The sequence below is a fragment of the Shewanella sp. WE21 genome, assembly GCF_002966515.1.
In the GTDB taxonomy this organism is placed as follows: domain Bacteria; phylum Pseudomonadota; class Gammaproteobacteria; order Enterobacterales; family Shewanellaceae; genus Shewanella; species Shewanella oncorhynchi.
In genome coordinates this window covers 1,048,179-1,073,469 of record NZ_CP023019.1, presented here as the reverse complement: position 1 = coordinate 1,073,469, position 25,291 = coordinate 1,048,179, and the positions used below count along the sequence as shown (strand labels likewise).

General features: G+C 45.7%; 22 protein-coding genes. All 22 read left to right on the top strand.

The window, feature by feature from the left end; all coding sequences use genetic code 11:
* The first annotated feature begins 497 nt into the window (after positions 1-497).
* Entirely contained in the window at positions 498-953 is a 456-nt protein-coding gene (locus CKQ84_RS04575) for a hypothetical protein (protein ID WP_028761762.1), read from the top strand.
* Positions 954-1,221: 268 nt separating this feature from the next.
* Positions 1,222-2,706 (top strand): NAD(P)H-hydrate dehydratase, encoded by a 1,485-nt coding sequence (locus CKQ84_RS04570; RefSeq protein ID WP_105250278.1) that lies wholly within the window; start codon positions 1,222-1,224, stop codon positions 2,704-2,706.
* Between the two features lie 102 nt (positions 2,707-2,808).
* Positions 2,809-3,267, top strand: a complete 459-nt coding sequence (gene tsaE / locus CKQ84_RS04565; RefSeq protein WP_028761764.1) for a tRNA (adenosine(37)-N6)-threonylcarbamoyltransferase complex ATPase subunit type 1 TsaE — start codon at positions 2,809-2,811, stop codon at positions 3,265-3,267.
* Between the two features lie 8 nt (positions 3,268-3,275).
* Positions 3,276-4,730, top strand: a complete 1,455-nt coding sequence (locus tag CKQ84_RS04560) for an N-acetylmuramoyl-L-alanine amidase (RefSeq protein WP_105250277.1) — start codon at positions 3,276-3,278, stop codon at positions 4,728-4,730.
* A gap of 10 nt (positions 4,731-4,740) precedes the next feature.
* On the top strand, positions 4,741-6,657 hold the full coding sequence (gene mutL, locus CKQ84_RS04555; RefSeq protein WP_173913151.1) for a DNA mismatch repair endonuclease MutL: 1,917 nt from the start codon (positions 4,741-4,743) through the stop codon (positions 6,655-6,657).
* Positions 6,650-7,576: a tRNA (adenosine(37)-N6)-dimethylallyltransferase MiaA gene (miaA, locus tag CKQ84_RS04550; RefSeq protein WP_028761767.1), complete on the top strand. Its 927-nt coding sequence runs from the start codon at positions 6,650-6,652 to the stop codon at positions 7,574-7,576. Before mutL ends, miaA begins: the two co-directional genes overlap by 8 nt.
* Positions 7,577-7,668: 92 nt before the next feature.
* Positions 7,669-7,941 carry an RNA chaperone Hfq gene (hfq, locus tag CKQ84_RS04545; RefSeq protein ID WP_006084207.1) on the top strand — a complete coding sequence of 91 codons (273 nt, stop codon included), beginning with the start codon at positions 7,669-7,671 and terminating at the stop codon, positions 7,939-7,941.
* Between the two features lie 23 nt (positions 7,942-7,964).
* Positions 7,965-9,272, top strand: a complete 1,308-nt coding sequence (gene hflX / locus CKQ84_RS04540; protein ID WP_028761769.1) for a ribosome rescue GTPase HflX — start codon at positions 7,965-7,967, stop codon at positions 9,270-9,272.
* A gap of 36 nt (positions 9,273-9,308) precedes the next feature.
* Positions 9,309-10,448 carry an FtsH protease activity modulator HflK gene (gene hflK / locus CKQ84_RS04535; RefSeq protein WP_028761770.1) on the top strand — a complete coding sequence of 380 codons (1,140 nt, stop codon included), beginning with the start codon at positions 9,309-9,311 and terminating at the stop codon, positions 10,446-10,448.
* Positions 10,449-10,451: 3 nt separating this feature from the next.
* On the top strand, positions 10,452-11,345 hold the full coding sequence (hflC, locus tag CKQ84_RS04530) for a protease modulator HflC (protein ID WP_105250275.1): 894 nt from the start codon (positions 10,452-10,454) through the stop codon (positions 11,343-11,345).
* A gap of 370 nt (positions 11,346-11,715) precedes the next feature.
* Positions 11,716-12,306 (top strand): ubiquinol-cytochrome c reductase iron-sulfur subunit, encoded by a 591-nt coding sequence (gene petA, locus CKQ84_RS04525; RefSeq protein WP_006080059.1) that lies wholly within the window; start codon positions 11,716-11,718, stop codon positions 12,304-12,306.
* The gene (locus CKQ84_RS04520; protein WP_105250274.1) at positions 12,306-13,520 is read left to right on the top strand and encodes a cytochrome bc complex cytochrome b subunit; all 1,215 of its coding nucleotides are present in this window, start codon (positions 12,306-12,308) and stop codon (positions 13,518-13,520) included. Before petA ends, CKQ84_RS04520 begins: the two co-directional genes overlap by 1 nt.
* Positions 13,520-14,218 (top strand): cytochrome c1, encoded by a 699-nt coding sequence (locus CKQ84_RS04515; RefSeq protein WP_105250273.1) that lies wholly within the window; start codon positions 13,520-13,522, stop codon positions 14,216-14,218. Before CKQ84_RS04520 ends, CKQ84_RS04515 begins: the two co-directional genes overlap by 1 nt.
* Before the next feature lie 96 nt (positions 14,219-14,314).
* Positions 14,315-14,944, top strand: coding sequence for a stringent starvation protein SspA (sspA, locus tag CKQ84_RS04510; RefSeq protein WP_006080065.1), 630 nt, complete (start codon positions 14,315-14,317; stop codon positions 14,942-14,944).
* A complete protein-coding gene (locus tag CKQ84_RS04505; protein ID WP_105250272.1) occupies positions 14,944-15,381 on the top strand; it encodes a ClpXP protease specificity-enhancing factor in 438 nt (145 codons plus the stop codon). Before sspA ends, CKQ84_RS04505 begins: the two co-directional genes overlap by 1 nt.
* A gap of 179 nt (positions 15,382-15,560) precedes the next feature.
* A complete protein-coding gene (locus CKQ84_RS04500) occupies positions 15,561-16,145 on the top strand; it encodes an aminodeoxychorismate/anthranilate synthase component II (RefSeq protein ID WP_105250271.1) in 585 nt (194 codons plus the stop codon).
* Between the two features lie 179 nt (positions 16,146-16,324).
* Entirely contained in the window at positions 16,325-18,805 is a 2,481-nt protein-coding gene (locus tag CKQ84_RS04495) for a prolyl oligopeptidase family serine peptidase (RefSeq protein ID WP_105250270.1), read from the top strand.
* Positions 18,806-19,010: 205 nt separating this feature from the next.
* Positions 19,011-20,156: an HDOD domain-containing protein gene (locus CKQ84_RS04490; RefSeq protein ID WP_105250269.1), complete on the top strand. Its 1,146-nt coding sequence runs from the start codon at positions 19,011-19,013 to the stop codon at positions 20,154-20,156.
* Positions 20,157-20,210: 54 nt separating this feature from the next.
* A complete protein-coding gene (locus CKQ84_RS04485; RefSeq protein ID WP_105250268.1) occupies positions 20,211-21,122 on the top strand; it encodes an alpha/beta hydrolase in 912 nt (303 codons plus the stop codon).
* A 308-nt stretch (positions 21,123-21,430) separates the two neighbouring features.
* Positions 21,431-22,648: an aspartate aminotransferase family protein gene (locus CKQ84_RS04480; protein ID WP_105250267.1), complete on the top strand. Its 1,218-nt coding sequence runs from the start codon at positions 21,431-21,433 to the stop codon at positions 22,646-22,648.
* A 127-nt stretch (positions 22,649-22,775) separates the two neighbouring features.
* Entirely contained in the window at positions 22,776-23,795 is a 1,020-nt protein-coding gene (gene astA, locus CKQ84_RS04475; protein WP_105250266.1) for an arginine N-succinyltransferase, read from the top strand.
* 9 nt (positions 23,796-23,804) lie between these two features.
* Entirely contained in the window at positions 23,805-25,265 is a 1,461-nt protein-coding gene (astD, locus tag CKQ84_RS04470; protein WP_105250265.1) for a succinylglutamate-semialdehyde dehydrogenase, read from the top strand.
* The last annotated feature ends 26 nt before the right edge of the window (positions 25,266-25,291 follow it).

Here is a 25,291-nt window from a genome sequence, read left to right as displayed (position 1 = left end):
CAAAACTATTTTATCCAACATCATTTCAATCGTGTTGCTCATATTGCTATCACTTACAATGCTTAAGCCGTTAACTAAGGCATAGATTATTGCTCGACCACTTCCGATAAAATCATTTCGCTGTACTTCCGTTAACCCCCCCAACAGCGACTTTTTCGTGTCATTCCCTCAATTGGCTCATCTATATTTGTCTTGATTCACTGCCATCTACTTCAAGCACTCTATCTCAGATTCACCATGCACAACCAAAGACTTACGAATACCCTTTGGGAAAAGTGCGTTGAGATCTCTTTTGGCTTTTCTCTTTTATACAAAACAGTGTGATAGGATTTAGATGCGTGATCTATAGCGTGTTTCTTCAAGTTTTCCTAAATTAGATAGCTGCGCGAAAGTTAAATTATGACCTTGTTCAAATATTCGTAACGCTTTTACTCACATAATGGAATTAGACAAAATTAATAGCGCCAAGTAGTTGGCCTGACAATGGAGTGCATTATATGCGTATTCAACAATTACGTGATCTACTCGAGTATGTGGCAAATTGCCGCTTAGATATGGCGCAACTCTATGGCCGACTCAACAATCAAGCTGACTCGGCTCGTGTGAAAATGATGTTGGAGTATTTTGAATCACACCAAAAAACCATGGCAGAAAAACTGCGTGATTATATGGATGAAGCACCACATCGTATTCTTGATACTTGGTATAAAGACTTCACTTTTGAAGACTTTACTAAGCGTTGCCAAGATACTATGTTGCCCGCAAACATGAATGAAGATGATGTGCTCAACTTACATTTAGACCTAGAGAATCGTCTGATTGGTTTGTTAGAAAAAACAGTTAACTCAACCACGGCGGAAGATGCGCGCAATGCGTTAGCCAATTTGATCCGAGTAGAGAAAACTCAGCAGCAACGTCTAGTCCACAGTACGATTCGGATGGACGATATCTAAACCGTCATTTCTTCTTGATTCTCAAAGCCAGCTCAGCGCTGGCTTTGGTTTTTATGTCGACTTTGTATCGGCAACTTTTACTCTACTTTGCTCCATTTGGGCGGGTTTCTGCGCCTGAACTGATTTACGTCATAATTTCTCGCTGCTTTTTTTGCTACTTTCTTGATCTATTGGCTGATTTTTATTGGCCTTGCTCAATTCTGCCAAGACTTCTATGGTGAGATTACTCATTGTGAAATGGAGTCATTGGTGTCTAAGGAGATCCTTCATGGCACAAGATCTATCGCAATTTCCCAAAGCTCTATACACCCAAACACAAGTTCGCGAAGCGGAACTGAGTGCAGTGTCTCAGGGAGTATCTAGTCTCTATGAATTGGTCGAGCGTGCTGGCGCGGCGGCTTTTGAGTGTTTAGCGAAACATAGCTCCAAAGTCTTACCTGTGTTAATTCTTGCTGGCAGCGGTAACAATGGTGCCGATGCTTTAGTGTGCGCCCGTCTAGCCCGTGCCAGTGGTATGGACGTTTCTGTGATGATGACGTCAGCGGCAGGCACGCCTGAGTGTCAGCAAGCATTGACCCATTATCTTGCTGAAGGTGGAAAATTACTGCCGTTAGAGGTTGAACCTATTCTCGCAGCGAAAATCATAGTCGATGGTCTGTTAGGTACGGGGGTACGTGATGCTGTACGCGACGATATGGCTAAATATATCCGTGCCATCAATGACAATTCGGCTTGGGTATTGAGTCTTGATTTACCCTCTGGAGTCATTGCTGATACAGGCGCCGTAGTAGGTGTTGCTGTGATGGCGGATATCACCTTATGTTTTGGTGGTGTAAAGCAAGGTGTGTTAACAGGTAAGGCGCGGCATTACAGTGGCGAGCTTGAATTTGCAGATTTAGGATTAACGCCTTTCTTTGCTGAAGCGAGCGCACAAAGAGTTGGAAGAGAGACTCTTAAGGACTATTTTGCCGCCCGAGCACGGGATAGCCATAAAGGCCAATCGGGAAAAGTCACTGTCATCGGCGGTGATATAGGCATGGCTGGGGCTGTGAGACTGGCAAGTGAGGCTTGCCTACGTGCAGGCGCGGGATTAGTCACTGTGATCAGTCGACCTGAGCATCAACTGACGGTGAATGTCTCCCGCCCTGAACTGATGTTTTGGGGCTGTGATTTAGTCGATATGGAAGTGTATCTGCGCCTTGGTTGGGCGCAGGTTATCGTGCTTGGCCCTGGTTTAGGTAAGCATGATTGGGGGTATAACTTGTTTAAAGCCGTGGGCTTGAGTGATAAGCCTTGTGTTTTAGATGCCGATGCGTTGAATCTGCTCAGTAATGAACCAAGGCGCCAAACGAATTGGGTACTAACACCACATCCGGGCGAGGCGGCGCGTTTACTTGGTTGTACCGTGGTCGATATTGAACTGGATAGATTTGCCGCTGTTCGCGCGATACAGCAAAAGTACGGCGGTGTTGTATTGCTAAAGGGGGCTGGAACGGTCATTTTTGATGGTCAGCAAATGGTAGTGGCACCAGTCGGCAACCCTGGGCTTGCTAGTGGTGGGTGTGGCGATGTGTTATCTGGTATTATAGGCGCGCTCATGGCTCAGGGAATGGATAATATGCAGGCAACTGTGCTTGGCGTAGTCGTACATGGTTGCGCTGCCGATCTTGCGGCAATACAGGGAGAACGTGGCATGTTAGCGAGCGATTTAATGCCTTTTATTCGCCAATTAGTGAATAGTGATTTACTCTAGGCGGAATGTGAGACTTAAGCGGGGCTGGACTTTGTTATGTGCCCTGTGCCTTTTTAGGATTGAGTCGCTTCTCCATCAATAACAGCAGTGATATAAGCGGATATGACAGAGTTAACTTTTTTCTTAGACAACGAAGACGACACTATTGCGGTTGGGCAAAAATTAGCCCGCCATGTCCAAGCGCCTTTGACTCTGTATCTTACGGGTGATTTAGGAGCCGGTAAAACGACGCTGAGTCGTGGCTTAATTCAGGGATTGGGCCATAAAGGTGCCGTTAAAAGCCCGACTTACACTTTAGTTGAACCTTATGAGTTAGAAGGTGTCGAAGTTTATCATTTTGATTTGTATCGTTTAAACGATCCAGAAGAACTCGAGTTTATGGGGATCCGCGATTACTTTACGGATAAGAGTCTGTGCATTGTTGAATGGCCAGATAAGGGAGAGGGTTTACTGCCCGCTGCCGATGTCCATATGCATTTAAGTTATCAAAATAGTGGGCGAGAAATACGCATAGAGGCCTTGTCTGAGCCAGGTGAAAAGTTATTAAAAGCGATAAAATAAAAACTAAAATGATAAAAAATAACCCGTATTTTCAAATTATTATTCTTTCTTTATGTTCTTTTTTCTCTGTGGCGGCCCATGCTGCTAATCAGTTAGAAAGCGTACGTATTTGGGCAGCGCCTGAGTCAACTCGAATCGTGTTTGACTTGAGTGGAGTGCCTGATTACACCTATTTCTCTTTAGATGGCCCTAATCGTTTAGTGGTGGATTTAAAAAAGACCACTGCTAAAGTTGTGCTTAAAAATCTTGAAAACAACAGTAAGTTAGTTAAGGGCGTGCGGATCAGTAAGTCACCGACTAAAGGTGATTTGCGCTTAGTGATCGATCTCGTAAAGCCACTGAATGCAAGCTTGTTTTCTTTGCCTGTTACTGCGCCCTATGGCAATCGTCTAGTGGTTGATTTAGAAGATAAAACGTTAACTACGGCAACGGCTATCGTGTCATCTACACCCGTCAAAACTGTCACCCAAGCGGCGCAATCATCCCGCGATATTGTCATTGCTATTGATGCGGGTCATGGTGGCGACGATCCTGGCTCCATTGGTCCTTCTGGTGTTTATGAAAAAAAGGTCGCCCTAGAAATCGCCAGACGTGTTTCCAGCAAAATCAATGACACGCCAGGCATGCGTGCTGTGATGATCCGTACTGGTGATTATTTTGTGAATTTAAATAAACGCTCTGAACTGGCGCGCAACAGTAAGGCAGATCTGCTGATTTCTATCCATGCGGATGCCTTTACCTCGCCCAATCCACGTGGCGCCTCCGTATGGGTGCTATCAATGCGTCGTGCTAATAGTGAAATTGGTCGTTGGTTAGAGCAAAAAGAGAAACACTCTGAGCTGCTGGGCGGCGCGGGTGAGATTATCCAAAACACGGATAATGAACAGTATTTGGCCATGACGCTGCTCGATATGTCAATGAACAGTTCGATGGCAATTGGCCATTCTGTTGCGGGGGATATTTTAAAAGATTTAGGTGGCGTGACTCAATTGCATAAAAGTCGCCCTGAGTCCGCGAGTTTAGCCGTGCTGAAGTCACCGGATATTCCTTCAATCTTGGTTGAAACGGGCTTTATTTCAAACCCTAAAGAAGAGCGTTTACTGTCGAGTAGTCGCCATCAAGAGAGCATTGCCAATGCTATTTATAAGGGTGTGAGCCGTTACTATCACAACAATCCGCCAGCGGATACTTTGCTTGCCCAAAGAAGGGGAGGAAGCTCTAGCAGTGCTAAGCCAGCCAAAACCACAGCAAAAGCATCAGCAAAAGCATCAGCAGAAAGAACGCCTACAGCCTATGTTGGTGATGCGGTATCGACAAAGGTTAAACATAAGGTCCGTCGTGGAGAATCTTTATCTGCAATCGCGCAACGTTACAGTGTGCCTATGTCCAGCATCAAACAAGCGAATGGAATGAAGTCCGATGTGGTGCAGTTAGGGCAAACGCTAGTCATACCCCAGAGTTAAATAGGAAAGCATGATGGGCATTCAGATCCTGCCTCCGCAATTAGCCAACCAAATTGCGGCGGGGGAAGTGGTTGAGAGACCCGCTTCCGTAGTCAAAGAATTGGTCGAGAATAGCCTCGACGCAGGAGCGAGCCGAGTCGATATTGAAATCGACAAAGGCGGCAGCAAGCTGATTAAAATTCGCGATAACGGCTCTGGCATACCTAAAGATGAACTCGCGCTAGCCTTATCGCGCCATGCGACCTCAAAGCTGTACACTTTAGACGATCTTGAAGCGATCCTTAGTTTTGGTTTCCGTGGTGAAGCGCTAGCCAGTATCAGCTCAGTTTCACGTTTAACTTTAACTTCACGCACGGCTGAGCAAACCGAAGCGTGGCAAGCCCATGCAGAAGGTGCCGACATGGCAGTTAAAGTGATGCCCGCCGCGCATCCAGTAGGTTCGACGATTGAAGTGGTGGATTTATTCTTTAATACACCGGCTCGCAGACGCTTTTTAAAGAGTGACAAAACCGAATTTACTCATATCGATGAATGGTTAAAGCGCATTGCATTAGTGCGCGGCGATATCCATTTCACGCTGACGCATAACGGTAAGATAGTACGTAATTATCGTCCCGCCATGAATGAAGCCCAGTATTTACAGCGTTTGACGCAAGTGTGTGGCCGTCCATTTGCCGAGCAAGCGCTTAAGATTGAATGCCAACACGATGATTTGCGCCTCAGTGGCTATTTGCAGTCACCTTGGTCACCGGTTATCAGCGATACCCATTACTTTTATGTCAATGGACGCCTTATCCGTGATCGCTTGGTCAATCATGCAGTGCGTCAAGCCTTTGCCCAAAAAGCAGAACTTGAGCAACCCGGCTACGTGCTGATGTTGGATATCGATCCCCATCAAGTGGATGTTAACGTGCATCCCGCTAAGCATGAGGTGCGATTCCATCAGAGTCGCTATGTGCATGATTATATTCTGCAAGCATTGCAATCGGCGCTGGAAGAAGCAGGAGAGCTTAACTTCGTTCACTCTAGTTCTTTGGATGAGGTTGAAGATGTGCTTGTGGATGCTCCAACAAGCGCAGCTGAAATATCTGTTCCTTTTGCACTTGGCGCAGATTCAGCTCTAGTTAATGCGCAAACTGATACACTTGAGTCTGCTCAAGATTCAGTAGCCCCTGCAGTTCAAGTAAAGTCTCTAGGCGCAGGACGAGAAGGCGCCAGTTTTGGCACTCAAACCAATGCTTTTGGCAGCATGACAATGCCAAGAGACAGCAGCCGTGGCAGTTATTCTGTAGGTGAATCTCGACAACGTACTGAATTACCGTCAAAGGCGGCAATAGCAAGTTATGGTGCTTTACTGCAAACCCCTTCTTACAGTGTAAAAGATCAAGATTATCAGCCTGTGTTACCTATGCCATCGATATTAGATGGGCAATATTGGGTGATGACGTCGGAAGATAAACTCAGTCTATTATCAATAAAATCAGTAGCATTGGCGACGCGATGCCAAGACATTGAAGCTAAGCTAGCGACTGGGTTAATTGGTCAGCCTTTATTGATGCCAGTGTCTGTCGCAGCTGATGCGGATTGGCAGGCTGTGCTGACTGAACACGATACGCTGATCCGCCAATTAGGTTTAGAACTAACAATTCGTTACCAGCAGTTGATTATTAAAAAAGTGCCCCCATATATCAGAGAGAGCCAGTTAGCCAAAGTGATCCCTGAATGGCTACAATCACTACGTTTTGAAACACCTGCGCCGAGCGCATTGGCATTTTGGTTGGCAAAACACAGTTTAACGGGATTCGTTTCGGCACCAGAAGTCTGGGCAGCATTTTCGCAGTTAGCTGAAGAGAAAAAACAGCTTATTGCCAACAAAGCGATATTCTTACCTTGGCAATCGTGGCTAGAAGAGCAAGCAAGTGAATAAAGAATTACAGCCTAAAGTGTTATTTTTGATGGGGCCAACGGCCTCAGGTAAGACAGCTTTAGCATTAGAATTGGCCGAAAAGCATAACTGTGAAATTATTTCGGTCGATTCGGCATTAATTTATCGTGGTATGGACATTGGTAGTGCCAAGCCTTCAGCAGACGAACTTGCTCGCGGGCCGCACAGATTAATTGATATTCGAGATCCCAGTGAAAGCTATTCGGCAGCAGACTTTAGAGCCGATGCAATAGCCCAGATAGAAGAGATTGTCAGTATGGGGAAAACGCCAGTATTAGTTGGCGGAACCATGATGTATTTCAAAGCGTTACTCGAAGGTTTGTCACCTTTGCCGAGTGCGGACGAGGCCATTAGGGCTGAGATCCAAGCGGAGGCGGATGAAAAGGGATGGGAAGCACTGCATGACCAATTAAGGGAGATAGATCCCGTGTCGGCAGAAAGAATTCATCCTAATGATCCACAAAGACTTTCAAGAGCGCTGGAAGTCTATAGAATAAGCGGCAAGAGCATGACTGAGTTGACTCAGACCAAGTCTGCTCCCTTGCCTTATGACGTAGTGCAATTTGCTATTGCACCGCGCGAGCGCAAAGTGTTACATGACTTAATAGCGCAACGTTTTGCGATTATGCTCAAACAGGGCTTTATTGAGGAAGTCACAGAGCTAAAAGCCCGCGGAGACTTGCATTTAGACTTGCCTTCAATGCGTTGTGTCGGTTACCGACAGTGCTGGCAATACCTAGATGGTGAGTTTGACTATGATACTATGGTCGAAAAAGCGGTTGCTGCTACTAGGCAATTGGCTAAGCGTCAATTAACATGGTTGCGGAGTTGGCCAGAGTTGAATTGGCTTGAAAGTGGTGCTGAGGGGAATTTAGTTATACTTATGCGTCAATGCCGCTAGCTTATTAGCCCTTGCTGTATAATACTAAAACTAAACAAAAAACTATCACTGATATCGATTTATTTTATATAAATTAAAAAGGAAATAATAAAATGGCTAAGGGGCAATCTTTACAAGACCCATTTTTGAACGCATTGCGTCGCGAGCGCGTTCCTGTATCAATTTACTTGGTTAACGGCATTAAACTCCAAGGACAGGTAGAGTCGTTTGATCAATTTGTCATTCTGTTGAAAAATACAGTGAGCCAAATGGTTTATAAACACGCTATTTCTACTGTTGTGCCAGCACGCCCATTCAACGTTACTGGTCACCAAAATGCCCAAGGCGGATATGGTGCTCAAGATGATGCGCCTAGTGGCGAATAAGTATTATCTGAGGAGTTTGCTTCTTGTTTGATCGTTATGAGGCGGGAGAAACTGCGGTTCTTGTCCATATCGACTTTTCCGATGAGGAACGCCGAGAAGATTTAGTCGAGCTGCAGCTATTAGTAGAATCAGCTGGGGCAAGATCAGTCGGGGTGATTACTGGAAGTCGACGTTCACCGGATCGCAAATTTTTTGTGGGTTCTGGTAAAGCCGAAGAGTTAGCTGCATTAGTGGCGGCGACTGAAGCCAATGTGGTGATTTTTAATCATGCATTGAGTCCAGCCCAAGAGCGTAATCTTGAGCAAGTATGTCAGTGTCGTGTGCTCGACCGTACGACACTTATTCTCGATATTTTTGCCCAAAGAGCGCGAACTCACGAAGGTAAGTTACAGGTGGAGCTAGCGCAATTGCGCCATATGTCGACTCGCCTGATCCGTGGTTGGACGCATCTTGAAAGGCAAAAGGGCGGTATTGGTTTACGTGGTCCAGGGGAAACCCAGCTCGAAACCGATAGACGTTTGCTCAGAGGACGGATTAAAAATATCAACAAACGCTTAGAGCGAGTTGATAAGCAACGTGAACAGAGTCGACGTGCACGTAAGCGTAGTGATTTGTCGACAGTTTCATTAGTCGGCTACACAAACGCGGGTAAATCAACGCTGTTTAATGCCCTAACATCATCTGATGTTTATGCTGCAGATCAGCTATTTGCCACACTCGATCCTACGCTAAGAAAGTTAGATTTACCTGATGGTGCCGTGATATTAGCGGATACTGTCGGGTTTATTCGTCATTTGCCCCATGATCTCGTTGCTGCATTTAAGGCAACCTTACAAGAGACAAGGCAAGCTGAGTTATTACTACACATAGTTGATTGTGCAGATGAAAACATGGCGGATAATTTTGATCAGGTTCAATCTGTACTGAAAGACATCCAAGCCGATGAAGTCATGCAACTCGTGGTCTGTAACAAAATCGATTTACTCGAAGATGTGACGCCAAGAATTGAATATAACGACATAGGCAAACCCGTTCGAGTTTGGGTTTCAGCACAGAAGCGTTTAGGATTTGATTTGCTATTGAAAGCCATCACTGAGCTTATTGGTGAGGTGATTAAAGAGCTAACACTTAGAATTCCGGCAACTGCTGGACATTATCTTGGCCAGTTTTATCGACTGGATGCGATACAGCAGAAAGAGTACGACGATCTGGGGAACTGTATTTTGTCTGTTCGTTTATCGGACGCCGATTGGCGCCGATTAACAAAACAGAGTCAGGGTGAGTTAGAAACCTTCATCTTCGAAGATTCGATAGATGAAGCTGTTTGTTAATAATCTAATTTATTTCATCCACTTATGGAGTGCTAAATGGCTTGGAACGAGCCCGGTAACAAGGGTAATGATCCTTGGGGAAATAAAGGTGGTAACGACAAAGGACCACCGGACCTTGACGAGGTTTTTCGTAATCTTTCAAAGCGCTTTGGCGGCAAAGGAAATGGCTCAGGCCAGTCTTTTAGTTCGTTTAGCCTAATCATCATTCTTGCTGTTGCTGTAGTTGTTTGGGGACTTTCGGGTTTTTATACAATTAAAGAAGCTGAGCGTGGTGTGGCACTGCGATTTGGTAAACACGCTGGCGAAATTGGTCCTGGACTTCATTGGAAAGCCACATTTATCGACCAAATTTATCCCGTCGACATTCAATCGGTTCGCTCTATTCCTGCGTCTGGTAGCATGCTGACATCCGATGAAAACGTCGTGAAAGTTGAGCTTGATGTTCAGTATCGTATTTTAGATGCTTACTCATATCTATTTAGTGCCGTCGATGCGAACGCCAGTTTGCGTGAAGCGACTGACAGTGCACTGCGTTATGTCATTGGACATAACAAGATGGATGATATTCTGACTACGGGCCGTGATGCTATTCGTCGCGATACGTGGAAAGAGTTAGAGCGCATTCTTGAACCGTACAAATTGGGTCTTGCTGTTGTTGACGTTAACTTCTTACCGGCACGTCCGCCAGAAGAAGTGAAAGACGCCTTCGATGATGCGATTTCTGCCCAAGAAGATGAACAACGTTTTATTCGTGAAGCTGAAGCTTATGCCCGTGAAATTGAACCAAAAGCTCGTGGTGAAGTTGAACGTATGGCACAACAAGCGAATGCTTACAAAGAGCGTGAAGTCTTAGAAGCTCGCGGTAAAGTGGCTCGTTTTGAGTTGTTATTACCAGAGTATCAAGCTGCGCCTGAAGTGACTCGTAAGCGTTTGTATCTTGATACAATGCAGCAAGTGATGACAGATACGAATAAAGTGCTGATTGATGCTAAGAACAACGGCAACTTAATGTACCTACCGCTAGATAAGTTAATTCAGCAGAAGCCTGCGACAAATGAGCTGGAAGCTAAGCCACAGCAAAATGTTAATTCTTCATCTGTATCAACGACTCGCGCGAATGAACCTTTGAGTGGACGTCCATCCCGCGATGATCGTACTCGCCAAGGGAGGGAGTAATCTATGGGTAGATTAAGCGTTATTCTTATCGCCGTGCTCTTAGGTATTGGTTTGTCATCTTTAATGGTGGTGAATGAAGGCGAGCGCGCTATTGTGGCGCGTTTCGGTGAAATTTTAAAAGACGACGTTGACGGTAAGCAAGTCACCCGCGTCTATGATCCTGGTTTGCATCTCAAAGTGCCTGTGATCGATAAAGTAAAATTACTCGATGCCCGTATTCAAACACTCGATGGTGCAGCTGATCGTTTTGTAACTTCAGAGAAGAAAGACCTTATGGTCGATTCCTATGTGAAGTGGCGCATTATGGATTTCGAAAAATATTACCTGTCTACAAACGGTGGTATTAAGTCGAATGCAGAATCGCTATTACAACGTAAGATCAACAACGATTTACGCACAGAGTTTGGTCGTCGCACTATCAGAGAGATTGTTTCTGGTAAGCGTGATGAACTGCAAAATGATGCGTTATCCAATGCCTCAGAAAGTGCAAAAGATCTAGGTATTGAAGTTGTTGATGTGCGTGTAAAGCAAATCAATCTACCGGCTAACGTCAGTAACAGTATTTACCAGCGTATGCGTGCAGAGCGTCAAGCTGTGGCAAAAGAGCATAGAGCGCAAGGTAAAGAACAGTCTGAAATTATTCGTGCAACGATAGATGCCAATGTGACGGTGAAGATTGCCGAAGCTGAACGTAAAGCCTTAACCATTCGAGGTGAAGGAGATGCGTTAGCAGCGAAGATATATTCTGATGCTTACAACAAAGATGCTGAGTTCTTCGGTTTTGTTCGTAGCTTAGAGGCTTATCGAGCCAGCTTCTCAGGCAAGTCCGATATTATGGTGTTAGAGCCTGATAGCGAGTTCTTCAAGTATATGAAGAGCACTGCACCTAAGAAGTAATGCATTAAAAGTATTGATTTAATAGGTCCTGTTACTCAGGGCCTATTTTTTTATCTGGCGATTGTTAACTTAGTTTGAAAAGTCTGGGCTAATTTATATTAGCGATGCATGCTTTATGCCGATATCACAGACAAGAAGCTTAAAATATGATCCAAATGAATTAAAATGGGTTAATAGTTGGGTCTTTTTTAGGCTTTTTTTAAAAAACACGCAATCTCCCTAACTTACTTGCGTGTTTTCACTATGATCTGCTTCTAATTTTTAGCTATAATGAGCCCCGCTTCAAACTTCGATTTTTGACCCTAGTGATGACTAAGGGCTGAAAGTCTTTGAAATATAAAAATTCCAACACCCTCTGGGAGATAAGTGGATGAGCAATGCGCCAGTCGATACCGGACGTCGCAGATTCCTGACAGCCGCAACCGCCGTAGTAGGTGGTGCTGGTGCCGTCGCTGTAGCGGTTCCTTTCATCAAGTCATGGAATCCGAGTGCCAAAGCGAAAGCTGCAGGTGCACCGGTCGAAGTAAATATCAGTAAAGTAGAGCCAGGTCAGCTGATCCGTGTTGAGTGGCGTGGAAAACCTGTATGGGTTGTCCGTCGCACAGATGCTGTGATCAATGAACTGCCAACACATGATGATAAGTTAAGAGATCCTGCTTCTGCTGAGATGCAGCAGCCTGATTATGCAACAAATCCTTTGCGCTCAATCAAGCCAGAGTATTTTATTGCTGTCGGTATTTGTACCCACCTCGGATGTTCACCTACTTATTTGCCAGATTCATTTGGTGAGCAAGTTGAAGGTGTCACTTCTGGTTTCTTCTGTCCATGTCATGGCTCTAAGTTCGATATGGCTGGTCGCGTTTTCCAAGGCGTACCTGCTCCATTGAACCTAGTTATCCCTCCACATCAATATGTTGATGATGGCACCGTGATTATCGGTGTAGATAAAGGAGTGGCGTAATGGTTAAGAATTTAATTAATTGGATTGATGCGCGTATCCCAATGACGGCGACTTATAACCGTCACGTGGGCCAGTACGCTACGCCAACTAACTTTAACTTTTGGTATTTTTTCGGTTCGCTAGCGATGTTGGTATTGGTTAACCAATTACTGACAGGTATCTGGTTGACGATGAACTATGTACCAACAGCAGAAGGCGCATTTGCCTCTGTTGAATACATAATGCGTGATGTTGAATACGGTTGGTTGCTGCGTTATATGCACTCAACGGGTGCATCAGCCTTCTTCGTCGTGATCTATCTGCACATGTTCCGTGGTTTAATTTACGGTTCATATCAGAAACCTAGAGAACTACTGTGGCTGTTCGGTATGTTAATTTTCCTCGTGTTGATGGCCGAAGCCTTTATGGGTTATTTGCTGCCATGGGGTCAAATGTCATATTGGGGTGCGCAGGTAATTATCTCTCTGTTCGGTGCGATTCCAGTTATTGGTGACGACTTAACCCTGTGGATCCGTGGTGACTATGTGATCTCTGGCGCAACGCTGAACCGTTTCTTTGCGCTGCACGTTATTGCTCTGCCGCTAGTATTAGTCGTACTCGTGTTTCTACACTTAATTGCGCTGCATGAAGTGGGTTCTAACAACCCTGACGGTATCGAAATCAAGAAGAACAAAGACGAAAATGGCTGGCCAGTTGACGGTATTCCATTCCACCCATATTACACTGTAAAAGACATCATGGGCGTCGCGGGCTTCCTGATAGTGTTCTGCTATGTGTTGTTCTTTATTCCTGAAGGCGGTGGTTACTTCCTTGAAAAGCCAAACTTTGAAGCGGCTAACTCGATGAAGACACCTGAACACATTGCACCCGTTTGGTACTTTACTCCTTTTTACGCCATTTTACGTGCTGTGCCTGATAAATTGGGTGGCGTGATAATGATGGGTCTGTCGATTGCAGTACTGTTCGTATTGCCTTGGTTAGATCGCTGTAAAGTGAAGTCAGTTCGCTACCGTAGTACGCTACATAAGTTGAACATTGCTCAATTTGCTATATCTTTCATAGTATTGGGTTATTTAGGGGTAGTGCCTGCCACGCCGACGCTGACGATAGTTGCACAGGTGTTTACTTTCACTTACTTTGGTTTCTTTGTGGCGCTGTGGGTATACAGCAAGAATGAAAAAACTAAACCTGTTCCAGCGAGGTTGACACACTAATGAAAAAATTATTGATTGCATTAGTTACCTTGTTGCCGACGTTGGCTATGGCCGCGAGCGGACATAAAATTCATTTAGAAGATGCCAATGTTGATCTGCATGATAAAGCTTCTTTAGAGCGTGGTGTGGACCTGTTCCAACATTACTGTTCTGGTTGCCACAGCACTCAGTATCAACGTTATGAACGTGTAGCGACCGATATCGGTATCTCTGCGGATGATATGCGTAATAAGTATATGTTCACCGATGCTAAAATTGGTGAGTTGATGCAAAACGCTATTCCACCTAAAGATGCTGCTAAATGGTTTGGTGCTACACCGCCAGACTTAACTTTAGTTGCTCGCGTGCGTGGTGAAGATTGGGTTTATTCCTATCTGAAAGGCTTCTATAAAGATCCAAGTCGCCCATTTGGTGTGAATAACACAGTATTCCCATCTGTTGGTATGCCACATGTACTTGAAGAGTTACAAGGCACACCAGTTAAACAAGAAGATGGCACTATTGTGGTGACTGGCGGTAAATTGAATGCGGAAGAATACGACCAAGCAGTACGTGATATCACTGGCTTCTTAGTTTATTCGGCTGAACCTGTTAAGCTAGAGCGTCAAGCTATGGGCTGGTGGGTACTCGGATTCCTATTTATATTCTTTATTGTGGCCTACCTCTTGAAGAAAGAGTATTGGAAAGATGTACACTAGGCACCAATAACGGGTAAAATGTAATATCCGCATAGTGTAAACGGGGGGCTTTGCCCCTCGTTTACTTTTGTTTTATTTCGATTCTGGAGGGTATCAATGGCTGTTGCTGCCAACAAACGCTCTATCATGACACTGTTTTCAGGTGCTGATGATCTGTATAGCCATCAAGTACGTATCGTGTTAGCTGAGAAAGGGGTTACTGTTGATGTTTTACAGGTCGACCCTAACGAAATGCCTGAGGATTTGCTCGAAGTAAATCCATATAACTCAGTGCCAACTTTGGTAGACCGTGAACTCGTTTTATACGAATCACGCATTATCATGGAATATTTGGATGAGCGTTTTCCTCATCCGCCTTTGATGCCAGTTTATCCAGTGTCTCGCGGCCAAAGCCGTTTGATGATGCATCGCATCGATACTGACTGGTATTCGCTTGTTGACCGTATCCGTAAAGGTGATCGTGTTGAAGCGGCTCGTAAAGAGTTGACTGAAAGCCTGATCGCAATTGCGCCTATCTTCGGTGAAGTGCCTTACTTCATGAGCGAAGAATTTGGTCTAGCGGATTGCTACCTTGGCCCATTGTTGTGGCGCTTACCTGTATTAGGTATTGAGCTAGATAGCCGTGTAGCTAAAGATATCAAAGCGTATATGACACGTATTTTTGAGCGTGAATCGTTTAAAGCTTCTTTAACTGAAGCCGAACGCGAAATGCGCATGGGTATGTAATGAAACCTTTGACTCCAAATCGTCCTTATTTACTAAGGGCTTACTATGATTGGTTGATGGACAACCAATTGACTCCTCACGTTGTGGTTGATGCCTTTGTTGAAGGCACTCAAGTACCGCAGCAATACGTGAAGGATGGCCAGATAGTGTTAAATATCGCTGCTGGCGCAGTGGGCAATTTGCAAATTAGCAATGAGTGTGTGGAGTTCAATGCGCGTTTTGGTGGTGTTCCTCAGCAGGTGATGTTGCCAATGGCGTCGATTGTCGCTATTTATGCCCGTGAAAATGGTGCTGGCACTGTCTTCGATATCGAAGATGCTTACCTGATGGACGATGAAGTCGATTCATCTTTATCTGTTGTTGAAACAACAGATAAAGCGTTTGAACCGACAGATGAGCCTCCTAAGCGTCGCAGTCATTTAACAGTGGTTAAATAACTGTGGTGAAATGCCCAAGTCGTTTAAAAACTAAGCCAGTCTAATGACTGGCTTTTTTGTCGCTGTATTTTAATCCCCACAATTGGTTAAACCTTAAGTACAAGGTGTGATAGCATTTGCGCCCGCATTCATCCGTTAGATATGCGTTACCTTTACCCATTTAGACCAATGGATCTTGTATGTTGCTAATGATCGATAATTACGACTCTTTCACCTTTAACTTAGTGCAGTATTTTCAGCAGCTAGGGCAAGAGATAGTGGTTAAGCGTAATGACGAAATTAGCCTAGCCGACATCGAGGCGCTTGCGCCTAGTCATTTGGTGATTTCGCCCGGCCCTTGCACTCCCAATGAGGCGGGGATTTCCCTTGCGGCGATTGAGCATTTTGCCACGTGCATGCCGATCCTAGGTGTCTGTTTGGGACATCAGGCGATGGCGCAGGTTTTTGGTGCCAATGTCGTGCGTGCCGAACGGGTGATGCACGGCAAGGTCAGTGCAATTACGCACACTGGACAGCGGTTATTTAAGGGATTAAATCAGCCTTTAACCGTGACACGTTATCACTCGTTACTGGTTGATGCTGTGCCTGAAGGTTTTGTACTCGATGCTTGGTTTGACGATGCAATTCACGGCCGAGAAATCATGGCCATGAGCCATCAAGACTTACCGCTTTATGGGGTGCAATTTCATCCCGAATCAATTCTCACCGAGCAAGGTCTCGAACTGTTAGCCAATTTTTTAGCGCAACCGGCTGTGCCTGTATAATTTCCTCGCCTTAAAAACTCTCCACACTATCAATTTCTGTTACAAGATTTATCCTTCTTTTAAGCAAGTTTAGCGATTAACTATGCTATAACTGCCGCAAAACTACGCGAATAGGCAAAACCAGCAGATAAGTAGACTGGGTCATTTAGCCATTGCGATAACAATAAAAGGAAGGATAAATGAGAAGCGTAATGCGAAATTTGGGTTTTAGTGCGTTAGCGGTTGCCGTATTGGCTGGGTGTGCAGCGACATCGACTGAAACTGCAACTCCCGTAATAGCTCCGCCAGCATTCCAAGTTCTCTTAGCCCAACCGCCACAAGTTTCTCAGGCGCTTACGCTTAATCAAATTATGGCAAATCCTGATTGGATGGGGATCTTTGCCAAAGAGGCTTACTGGAGCGACGATAGCCAAAGCGTGCTGTTTGCCCGCCAAGCGAGTGCTTCACCTCTGCGTAGCTATTATCAGCAAGGCATCAATGACAGTCGCGCCGTCGAGCTAGCTCTCGATAAGTTACATGCCGCAGATCAGCATTTTGGTGTGTTTGATCGCACTAAGTCACACAAGGCTTACCTATATCAAGGCAACATTTTTGTTAAGCAATTAAGCACGGGTAAGATCTGCCAATTGACTCGCCAGCGCACCGCCATCGATGGTGTGCGTTATCTCAATAATGGCGATATTGCCTATTGGCAGGGCGACAATGTTTTCCAAATTCATCAAGATTCAGGCTTAGTCGAGCAACTTGCTGAAATTAAAATGGCGAAAGCACCAGAAGCGGTAAAAGAGCCGACGTCTTATATTGCGAAACAACAGCACAGATTGATTCAGTATGTAGCGCTGCAGCAAGAAAATGCTAAAGCTAAAGCGCAGTACCAAGATGAATTACAAAAAAACGATCCAACGCTCGCCGCCAGCACTTGGTATTTAGGCGATAGCGAAGTGGTGTCAGAGCTGAGTTTATCACCCGATGGACGCTATATTTTAGTCGCGCTTACAGATAAAAATTACACAAGTAGCAGCGAACACGACATCATGCCTAATTACTTAGGTAGCGAAGGTTATATCGACCCAGTGCCAGTGCGCGCGCGCGTGGCTGAAGATACGCCACCAGGGCAACGTTTTGTTGTGCTTGATTTAAACCAACATAAAAAAGTCGATATCACAATCGAGGGCCTTACTGGTTTTGATGAAGATGTGCTAGCCAAAGTGAAAGCTGAAAATGCTAAAGCGAAAGGCGAAACTTATCAAAGCACTAAATCGCCACGTAAAATTCAGTTGATGCAGGATTGGGGCTGGACTCAGAGTGCGATTCAATGGCATGAGTCGGAAAATAAATTAGCCCTGATGCTAGAAGCAACTGATAACAAAGATCGCTGGATCGCCAGTGTCGATCTTGCTAAGGGTAAATTCATTACCGAACATCGTTTGCATGATGATGCATGGGTGAATTACGACTACAACCAATTCGGTTGGTTACCGAATACGGATACCTTGTATTACTTGTCAGAAGAGTCCGGTTATTCGCAGCTTTATATTAAAGCTCAAGGCGAAAAGCCGCGTGCGTTAACCCAAGGCAAGTTTGTGGTGAGTGATATTACGCTGTCACCGGATGCCAATTACATCTATTACAAAGCGAACCAGAGTCACCCCGGTATTTATAATGTTCACCGCGTGAATCTTGCCACAGGTAAAAATGAACAACTAACTCAGTGGGATGGAAACTTAGATTACAGCTTAAGCCCCGATGGCACTCAGCTATTACTCAATGCCTCACGCCGTACTCAGCCTAATGAGCTTTATGTTCAACCCATTGGCGGCGAGTTAAAGCAGCTGACGTCTTATACCAGTGATGCCTTCAAAAATTACCCATGGCAAGCGCCAGAAGTGGTAGCAGTACCTTCAAATCATGGTGCTGGCAATGTGTACGCTCGAGTTTATCTGCCGCAAGGCTATGATAAGTCCCGCGCTGAGAAATACCCTGCGGTGATTTTCAACCACGGCGCAGGTTATCTGCAAAATGCTGACTATGGCTTTAGCGGTTACTTCCGCGAGTTTATGTTCCACAACCTGCTGACTCAACAAGGTTATGTTGTGATGGACATGGATTACCGTGGCTCTAAAGGTTACGGCCGAGATTGGCGCACCGCTATTTATCGCAATATGGGTCATCCAGAAGTGGAAGACTTAAAGGATGGCGTGACGTGGATGGCGACTCATACCCATGTCGATACTAAGCGTGTCGGGACTTATGGTGGCTCTTACGGTGGGTTCTTAACCTTCATGTCTTTGTTTACCGCGCCAGACTTGTTCCAAGCTGGAGCGGCATTGCGTCCTGTGGCGGACTGGGCACATTATAATGCGCCTTATACCTCTAATATCTTAAATACGCCTGATGTCGATCCTATCGCCTATGAGCGCAGCTCTCCTATTGAGCATGCCCAAGGATTAACGAAACCACTGCTTATCATGAGTGGCGTAATGGACGACAACGTTTTCTTCCAAGACAGTGTGCGTATGGTACAGCGCCTCATTGAACTGGAAAAACCAACCTTTGAAATGGCGATTTATCCTGTTGAGCCCCATGGTTTCCGTCAACCTTCTAGCTGGTTAGATGAATACCGCCGCATCTATAAGTTATTTGAACAAGAACTCAAATAATTCAGTTCGATTTCTTTTAAAGGTCTCCTAGTCGAGGCCTTTTTATTGGGTAACTGACTAGGAAATATCCGATATAACTCTTTGTTTGCGTTCTGCGACTTTGCATTATTGCTAAGATTAAGTGTATGTGCTGAAATTGTAATGATTTTGAGAGTTTGATTGTGTTGACGTCACTCGGGCATTAGCGATATAGGAAAGATTTATAGTGGCGATTTCGGTTGCGGGCGGTGTAAGACCCGGCAAAATTATAGAGATAGAACATAGACTCTATCAACAATTGATCCTCGGAAAGCAAAAAGCGAGCCCGACTCTTTTGGATGAACTCGACCTTGAATTAGAGGCCGATGCAAATAAGTTAGATGTTGAACGCGAAGCGATTTTGGTGCGTTTGATGAAACAAATTAAAGCTAAAGAAGTGTTTGAAGCCGTATCGAGCCAGTTGCATGAAACTGTCATTAACGCCATCGAGCATCAACTCGCGTCCCCTGAATCTGTTCTGGCTAAGTCAGATATCAATGAGTCGCAAATCCTCTTGCTGGAATTATTGCTGGCAAAAAATCTCGATGCAACGCGATTAAGACCACTGATCAGTAACTTAAGTTGGTTGTGCCGCGACTTAACCAACATGGTCAACAGCCCATCTTTTCGCGCTCGCCGGTCTCAGAGCTCAGATGTGCGGGTCACTGATATCAAATTAGTGATGAATTACATCGGTATCGAAAACCTTCGCACCATTATCCCTTACTTTTGTTTGCGAAATTGGCTTCCTAGTGGCAATGCTAAGTTGTTATGGACTACCCGTAAATTATGGCGCTACAGCATAGTCAGTGGCATAGCTGCAAATGCTTTAGCTCAGCTTCATAATACTGACTCAGCCTTGGTTTATAGTAGTGCCTTACTTAATCAGTTAGGCACATCCGTTGTATTGAGTTTAAGTGCCCGTTTATTCGATCAAACATGGGGATCTTGGATAAGAGAAGCCAGTAGCAGCCGTGATAAGGAAGTGTATGATGCGGTGATTGCCACTGAGTTTCCTGCTAAGGCCGTGTTTGAACAAGTGTTAAGCCATGGTCTTAAACTTAATTGGCAATTATTAGAGTTACTTAAGTTTGAAGCGAGTCCCTTAACTCGGTTGTTAAAGGAGTTAGATCAAACCTTAAGTTATCGAGAATTGTCGCCTCAGTCGGCATTAGTCGCACGGGCAAACTGTTATGCTAAAGTGGTATTGCTCGAAGAAATGCGTCAAATCGATCCCCAAGAAAAGCGCTTAATGTTTGATTATTATGAGTTAACTGAGCAAGAAGTACTGCGCTTAAAAGCACAAAACTATAGGAAGTTAGATCTGCTGTAATCCTCGGTCTGCTACGTAGCGCCATGATTGCGGCGTTTAAGTAGAGGAAGGGATATGCCAAGCTGGCAAGCATCTGTACTAAATACCATTTTATCCTATGTCGCTAGGCCATCCATCAGTCGTGGACAGGCAAAAATGCCCTTAGCGCAAGTGCGTGAAAAGTTGCTTGAGCTTGATAGACGTTGGCTTCCTTGGCCGGATAAGTTAGTCAGCGCTACCATCCCCTTACAACACTCAAACTTGTTACATTATGTGCTTCTCAACGAACCTCCTCGCCTTGGAAGTCTGTTTTATATCCGTGGCGGAGGCTTCTGTTTTAAAACGCCCCATGCCCATGCAAAACTGGTCGCAGATATCTGCCAGCGTTGTCAATTAGATGCTTATATTCCTGATTATCGTCTCGCTCCTGAGCATCCTTTCCCCGCACCATTTGATGATGTGCTTGAAGCCTATAGGCGGTTAATTGAGCTGAAAGGCACGGAGAATTTGATCCTCATGGGTGACTCGGCGGGCGGCAATTTAGCACTGAGTTTGTTGCTGGAATTAAAGCGCTTAGCCCTGCCTTTACCGACCGCCTGTATCTTGCTATCGCCCGCGTTAGACTTAGCACTTACGGGGGATACTGAGTTGATACTCGCAGCCGACGATCCCTTCTTTACCATAGAGGCATTGCTGCGCTTACGTGGCGCTTATCTTGCGGGGGCCGATCCTATGTCGGCAAAAGTGTCCCCCTTACAGGGAAACTTGGCAGACCTGCCGCCTATCTTAGTGATTGCGGGTACGCGGGAGTTATTATTACAGGATTCTGAACGTTTAGTCGCCCAAATAAAAGCCTGTGGTGGTGAGATAACGGGCTGCTTTTACCCTAACATGCCCCATGTGTTTCCTCTGTTCAATTTATTACCCGAAGCCCTTGAAGTGAGGTCGAAAATTGGCCATTTTGTGCTTTCACACTTGATTCGTTAAAATGGTGTAGTTATTCACATTCAGTGAATAGCTAGCAAAATGAGGGGCAAATAACTTTTTTTCTGACTAATTATGCTGCAAGCCATGGGCTTAACCGCTTGTATAGTTCTTAAACTGCAATCTTTATGCACTTTGGGTGGAAGTGCGTGGATTGATGTTTGTGAAAAACTGGTATTTTGATCACATTTTCGCTAATAATGGTTATTAATAGACACAAGCAATCCCAGTATCACTAACTCTAGATAAAGATACCTATGGGACTCTGACGGTGCAAGGCGCCGTTAAACAAACACAAAGGACGAAGAAGAATGAGCGTTGATATGAAGTTGGACCGTGCCCAGTTTGACGCAGTGATGGTGCCTAATTATGCGCCTGCTGCCGTGATCCCTGTTCGTGGCGAAGGAAGCCGAGTTTGGGACCAAGAGGGCAACGAGTTTATCGATTTTGCTGGCGGTATTGCGGTAAATTGCTTAGGTCACTGTCATCCAGCCCTTGTGAATGCCCTTAAGACACAAGGTGAAAAATTATGGCATCTATCAAACGTAATGACGAATGAGCCAGCCTTGGCATTAGCGACTAAATTAGTTAATAGCACGTTTGCCGACAAAGTGTATTTTGCCAACTCTGGCGCCGAAGCCAACGAAGCCGCATTAAAACTTGCCCGTCGTTATGCCTTAGAAAAACATGGCGTTGAGAAAGATGAAATCATAGCGTTCGATAAAGCTTTCCACGGCCGTACATTCTTCACCGTCAGTGTCGGTGGACAAGCTGCCTATTCCGATGGTTTTGGTCCTAAGCCGCAGAGTATTACTCACCTGCCATTTAACGATGTTGCCGCCTTAGAAGCCGCAGTAACGGATAAGACTTGCGCCATCATGCTTGAGCCGCTGCAAGGCGAGGGCGGTATTATCGATGCCGATCCTGCATTCCTAAAAGCCGTGCGTGAATTAGCGAACAAGCACAATGCACTAGTGATTTTTGATGAAGTCCAAACGGGTGTGGGCCGTACTGGTGAACTGTACGCTTACATGGGTACTGAAATCGTGCCTGACATCTTAACCACAGCTAAAGCGCTCGGTGGTGGTTTCCCTATCGCAGCTATGCTGACAACGGCTGAGATTGCTGAACATCTAAAAGTGGGCACTCACGGTTCTACCTACGGTGGTAACCCATTAGCCTGCGCTATCGGTAATGCTGTATTAGATGTAGTGAACACACCTGAAGTGTTAGATGGCGTAAAACATCGCGAGCAGTTATTGCGTGATGGTTTGAACAAAATCAATGAAAAATATCATGTTTTTTCAGAAGTACGCGGTAAAGGTTTACTCTTAGGGGCCGTTCTTAATGAACAATACCAAGGTCGTTCACGCGACTTTTTGGTGGCCTCTGTCGCTGAAGGCTTAATGAGCCTGATGGCGGGTGCTAACGTGGTGCGTTTTGCTCCTTCTCTGGTGATCCCTGAGGCAGATATTGCTGAAGGTCTAGCTCGTTTTGAACGTGCTGTGGCGAGCATAGCTGCCGCCTAAATGACCAAAGGAGTGCTGAATTTATTCGCACTCCTTTTTTGTCAGGGAATACTTACCTGCATCACTGCCTGTCTTTTTGAAGAGAGGTGCCTTGATGCACGGTAAGCCAAAGTGAGGAGACACTAAGATGTTAATCATACGTCCTATTCAGGCTGGTGATTTTGAGGCCTTATATCAAATTGCCGAAGAGTCTGGTCATGGTTTTACGTCATTACCTGTGAATGCGGATCTGCTCAGACATAAAATTGCTCGAGCAGAAGCCTCATTCGTCAAAGCCGTAGAGACTCCCTTCGATGAAGGTTATCTAATGGTGCTGGAAGATACCGATACCCGTGAAGTGGTGGGAACGTGCGCCATCGAAGCGGCGGTGGGAATGGAAGATGCGTTCTACCATTATCGACTCGGTACCGAAGTCTATCATTCTGAGCAAATTGACGTGCGTAACGAGGTCGAAACACTCACCCTTTGCCATGACTACACTGGCGCTGCTGAGATGTGTACGCTGTTTTTGCGTGAAGCATATCGCAAGGGCAACAATGGCCGCATGTTATCCCGCAGTCGATTTCTGTTTTTAGCTCAACATGCGAAGCGTTTTGGCGAAACTGTGATTGCCGAAATGCGCGGTGTAAGCGACGCTGAGGGGCATTCACCTTTTTATGGTTGGTTGCAAAAACACTTTTTAGGCATAGATTTTATTCAGGCGGATTATCTTTCTGGCTTAGGTAAAAAGGCATTTATGGCCGAAATGATGCCACGAAATCCTGTCTACGTTTGTCTGTTGCCTGAAGAAGCGCAGAAAGTGATTGGCGAAGTGCATACCAATACCCGTCCCGCATTAAGTTTGCTGCAGGCCGAAGGCTTTCGATGCCGCGGTTATGTGGATATTTTTGATGGTGGTCCAACGGTTGAGTGTCGTTTATCGGACATTCGCGGCGTGCGTGAAAGTCGTTTATTGACCGTCGATATTGGTGACATGGTCGAAGCCGACACTCAATTTATTATCTCAAATACCCAATTAGCCAATTACCGAGCGACGTCTGCTGCACTGGCCGTGGACGACAAATCCGAACATATCATCATTAGCCCTGAGCTGGCAGCGGGTTTGCTACTCGCAAAAGGCGATCAAATCCGTATTTTGGCAATGTAGGAATAACCAATGACACATTATATTCAAGGCCAGTGGCATGCTGGCAAAGGTCATGACGTGACCTCAATTAACCCTGCCAATGCACAATCTATTTGGACCGGTAAAACGGCCACTGCAGAACAAGTTAATGCCGCCGTTGATGCCGCGCGCGCCGCACAGTTTGATTGGTTTATGTTAGGTTTCGATGCGCGTTTAGCCATAGTTGAAGCGTATCGCACCCAACTCGAAGCCAATAAAGCGGAACTGGCTGAAACGATTGCCCAAGAAACGGGTAAACCTCAGTGGGAAACCGCGACTGAAGTCGGTGCCATGATAGGCAAAATTGCTTTATCGGCTGCGGCTTACAATAAACGTACGGGCACAGAAGCCAACGATACGCCAGCAGGACGTGCGGTTATCCGCCATAAGCCCCACGGTGTTGTGGCTGTGTTCGGTCCTTACAACTTCCCTGGTCATTTGCCGAACGGCCACATAGTCCCTGCGCTGCTGGCTGGGAATACCGTGATTTTCAAACCTTCAGAGCTCACGCCTAAAGTCGCCGAGTTGATGGTCAGCCTATGGGATAAAGCGGGTCTGCTTGCTGGCGTGCTTAACTTAGTCCAAGGTGAGGTTGATACGGGTAAGGCACTGGCTTCTCACCCGCAGCTCGATGGTCTGTTCTTTACCGGTAGCTCACGCACGGGTCATTTTTTACATCAACAATATGCCGGTCATCCAGGCAAGATTTTAGCACTTGAGATGGGGGGTAATAACCCACTGATCATCAAAGGTGTGCAGGATATTAAGGCCGCAGTGCACGATATTTTGCAGTCGGCTTATATTTCATCTGGCCAACGTTGTACTTGTGCGCGCCGTTTATATGTCGAGCAAGGCGAGCAGGGCGATGCGCTGATTGCCATGTTAGTCGATTCGGTTAAACAGATTAAAGTCGGTCCTTGGAATGCGCAGCCACAACCTTTTATGGGCTCAATGATTTCTGAAACTGCCGCTAAGGGTATGGTTGCGGCGCAGGCGAATCTGTTGAACTTAGGCGGCGTGTCTTTGGTCGAGTTGACCCATCTAGAAGCGGGTACAGGCTTAGTGTCTCCTGGCCTTATCGATGTGACAGCGATCGATGCATTGCCGGATGAAGAATACTTCGGACCTCTACTGCAGCTGGTGCGTTACAGTGATTTCGATCAAGCGATCAAATTGGCTAACCAAACGCGTTACGGCTTGTCTGCGGGATTACTTGCCGATAGCCGTGAAGATTATGACTATTTCCTCGCGCGTATTCGTGCTGGCATTGTTAACTGGAACAAACAAATCACTGGCGCATCGGGCGCGGCACCTTTTGGTGGCGTAGGGGCTTCGGGTAACCACAGAGCGAGTGCTTTCTATGCCGCCGATTACTGTGCTTATCCTGTCGCTTCGGTCGAGGCTGATGCCGTGAGTTTACCCGCGACATTAAGCCCAGGTTTGAGCTTGTAAGCGGGTAGAGATTTGACTTTTATGCG

Excerpts from the sequence above, each read along its gene's own strand:
- CKQ84_RS04575 (WP_028761762.1), top strand. The coding sequence starts at position 498 with ATGCGTATTCAACAATTACGTGATCTACTCGAGTATGTGGCAAATTGC.
- CKQ84_RS04570 (WP_105250278.1), top strand. The coding sequence starts at position 1,222 with ATGGCACAAGATCTATCGCAATTTCCCAAAGCTCTATACACCCAAACA.
- tsaE (WP_028761764.1), top strand. The coding sequence starts at position 2,809 with ATGACAGAGTTAACTTTTTTCTTAGACAACGAAGACGACACTATTGCG.
- CKQ84_RS04560 (WP_105250277.1), top strand. The coding sequence starts at position 3,276 with ATGATAAAAAATAACCCGTATTTTCAAATTATTATTCTTTCTTTATGT.
- mutL (WP_173913151.1), top strand. The coding sequence starts at position 4,741 with ATGATGGGCATTCAGATCCTGCCTCCGCAATTAGCCAACCAAATTGCG.
- hfq (WP_006084207.1), top strand. The coding sequence starts at position 7,669 with ATGGCTAAGGGGCAATCTTTACAAGACCCATTTTTGAACGCATTGCGT.
- hflK (WP_028761770.1), top strand. The coding sequence starts at position 9,309 with ATGGCTTGGAACGAGCCCGGTAACAAGGGTAATGATCCTTGGGGAAAT.
- hflC (WP_105250275.1), top strand. The coding sequence starts at position 10,452 with ATGGGTAGATTAAGCGTTATTCTTATCGCCGTGCTCTTAGGTATTGGT.
- petA (WP_006080059.1), top strand. The coding sequence starts at position 11,716 with ATGAGCAATGCGCCAGTCGATACCGGACGTCGCAGATTCCTGACAGCC.
- CKQ84_RS04520 (WP_105250274.1), top strand. The coding sequence starts at position 12,306 with ATGGTTAAGAATTTAATTAATTGGATTGATGCGCGTATCCCAATGACG.
- CKQ84_RS04515 (WP_105250273.1), top strand. The coding sequence starts at position 13,520 with ATGAAAAAATTATTGATTGCATTAGTTACCTTGTTGCCGACGTTGGCT.
- sspA (WP_006080065.1), top strand. The coding sequence starts at position 14,315 with ATGGCTGTTGCTGCCAACAAACGCTCTATCATGACACTGTTTTCAGGT.
- CKQ84_RS04505 (WP_105250272.1), top strand. The coding sequence starts at position 14,944 with ATGAAACCTTTGACTCCAAATCGTCCTTATTTACTAAGGGCTTACTAT.
- CKQ84_RS04500 (WP_105250271.1), top strand. The coding sequence starts at position 15,561 with ATGTTGCTAATGATCGATAATTACGACTCTTTCACCTTTAACTTAGTG.
- CKQ84_RS04495 (WP_105250270.1), top strand. The coding sequence starts at position 16,325 with ATGAGAAGCGTAATGCGAAATTTGGGTTTTAGTGCGTTAGCGGTTGCC.
- CKQ84_RS04485 (WP_105250268.1), top strand. The coding sequence starts at position 20,211 with ATGCCAAGCTGGCAAGCATCTGTACTAAATACCATTTTATCCTATGTC.
- CKQ84_RS04480 (WP_105250267.1), top strand. The coding sequence starts at position 21,431 with ATGAGCGTTGATATGAAGTTGGACCGTGCCCAGTTTGACGCAGTGATG.
- astA (WP_105250266.1), top strand. The coding sequence starts at position 22,776 with ATGTTAATCATACGTCCTATTCAGGCTGGTGATTTTGAGGCCTTATAT.
- astD (WP_105250265.1), top strand. The coding sequence starts at position 23,805 with ATGACACATTATATTCAAGGCCAGTGGCATGCTGGCAAAGGTCATGAC.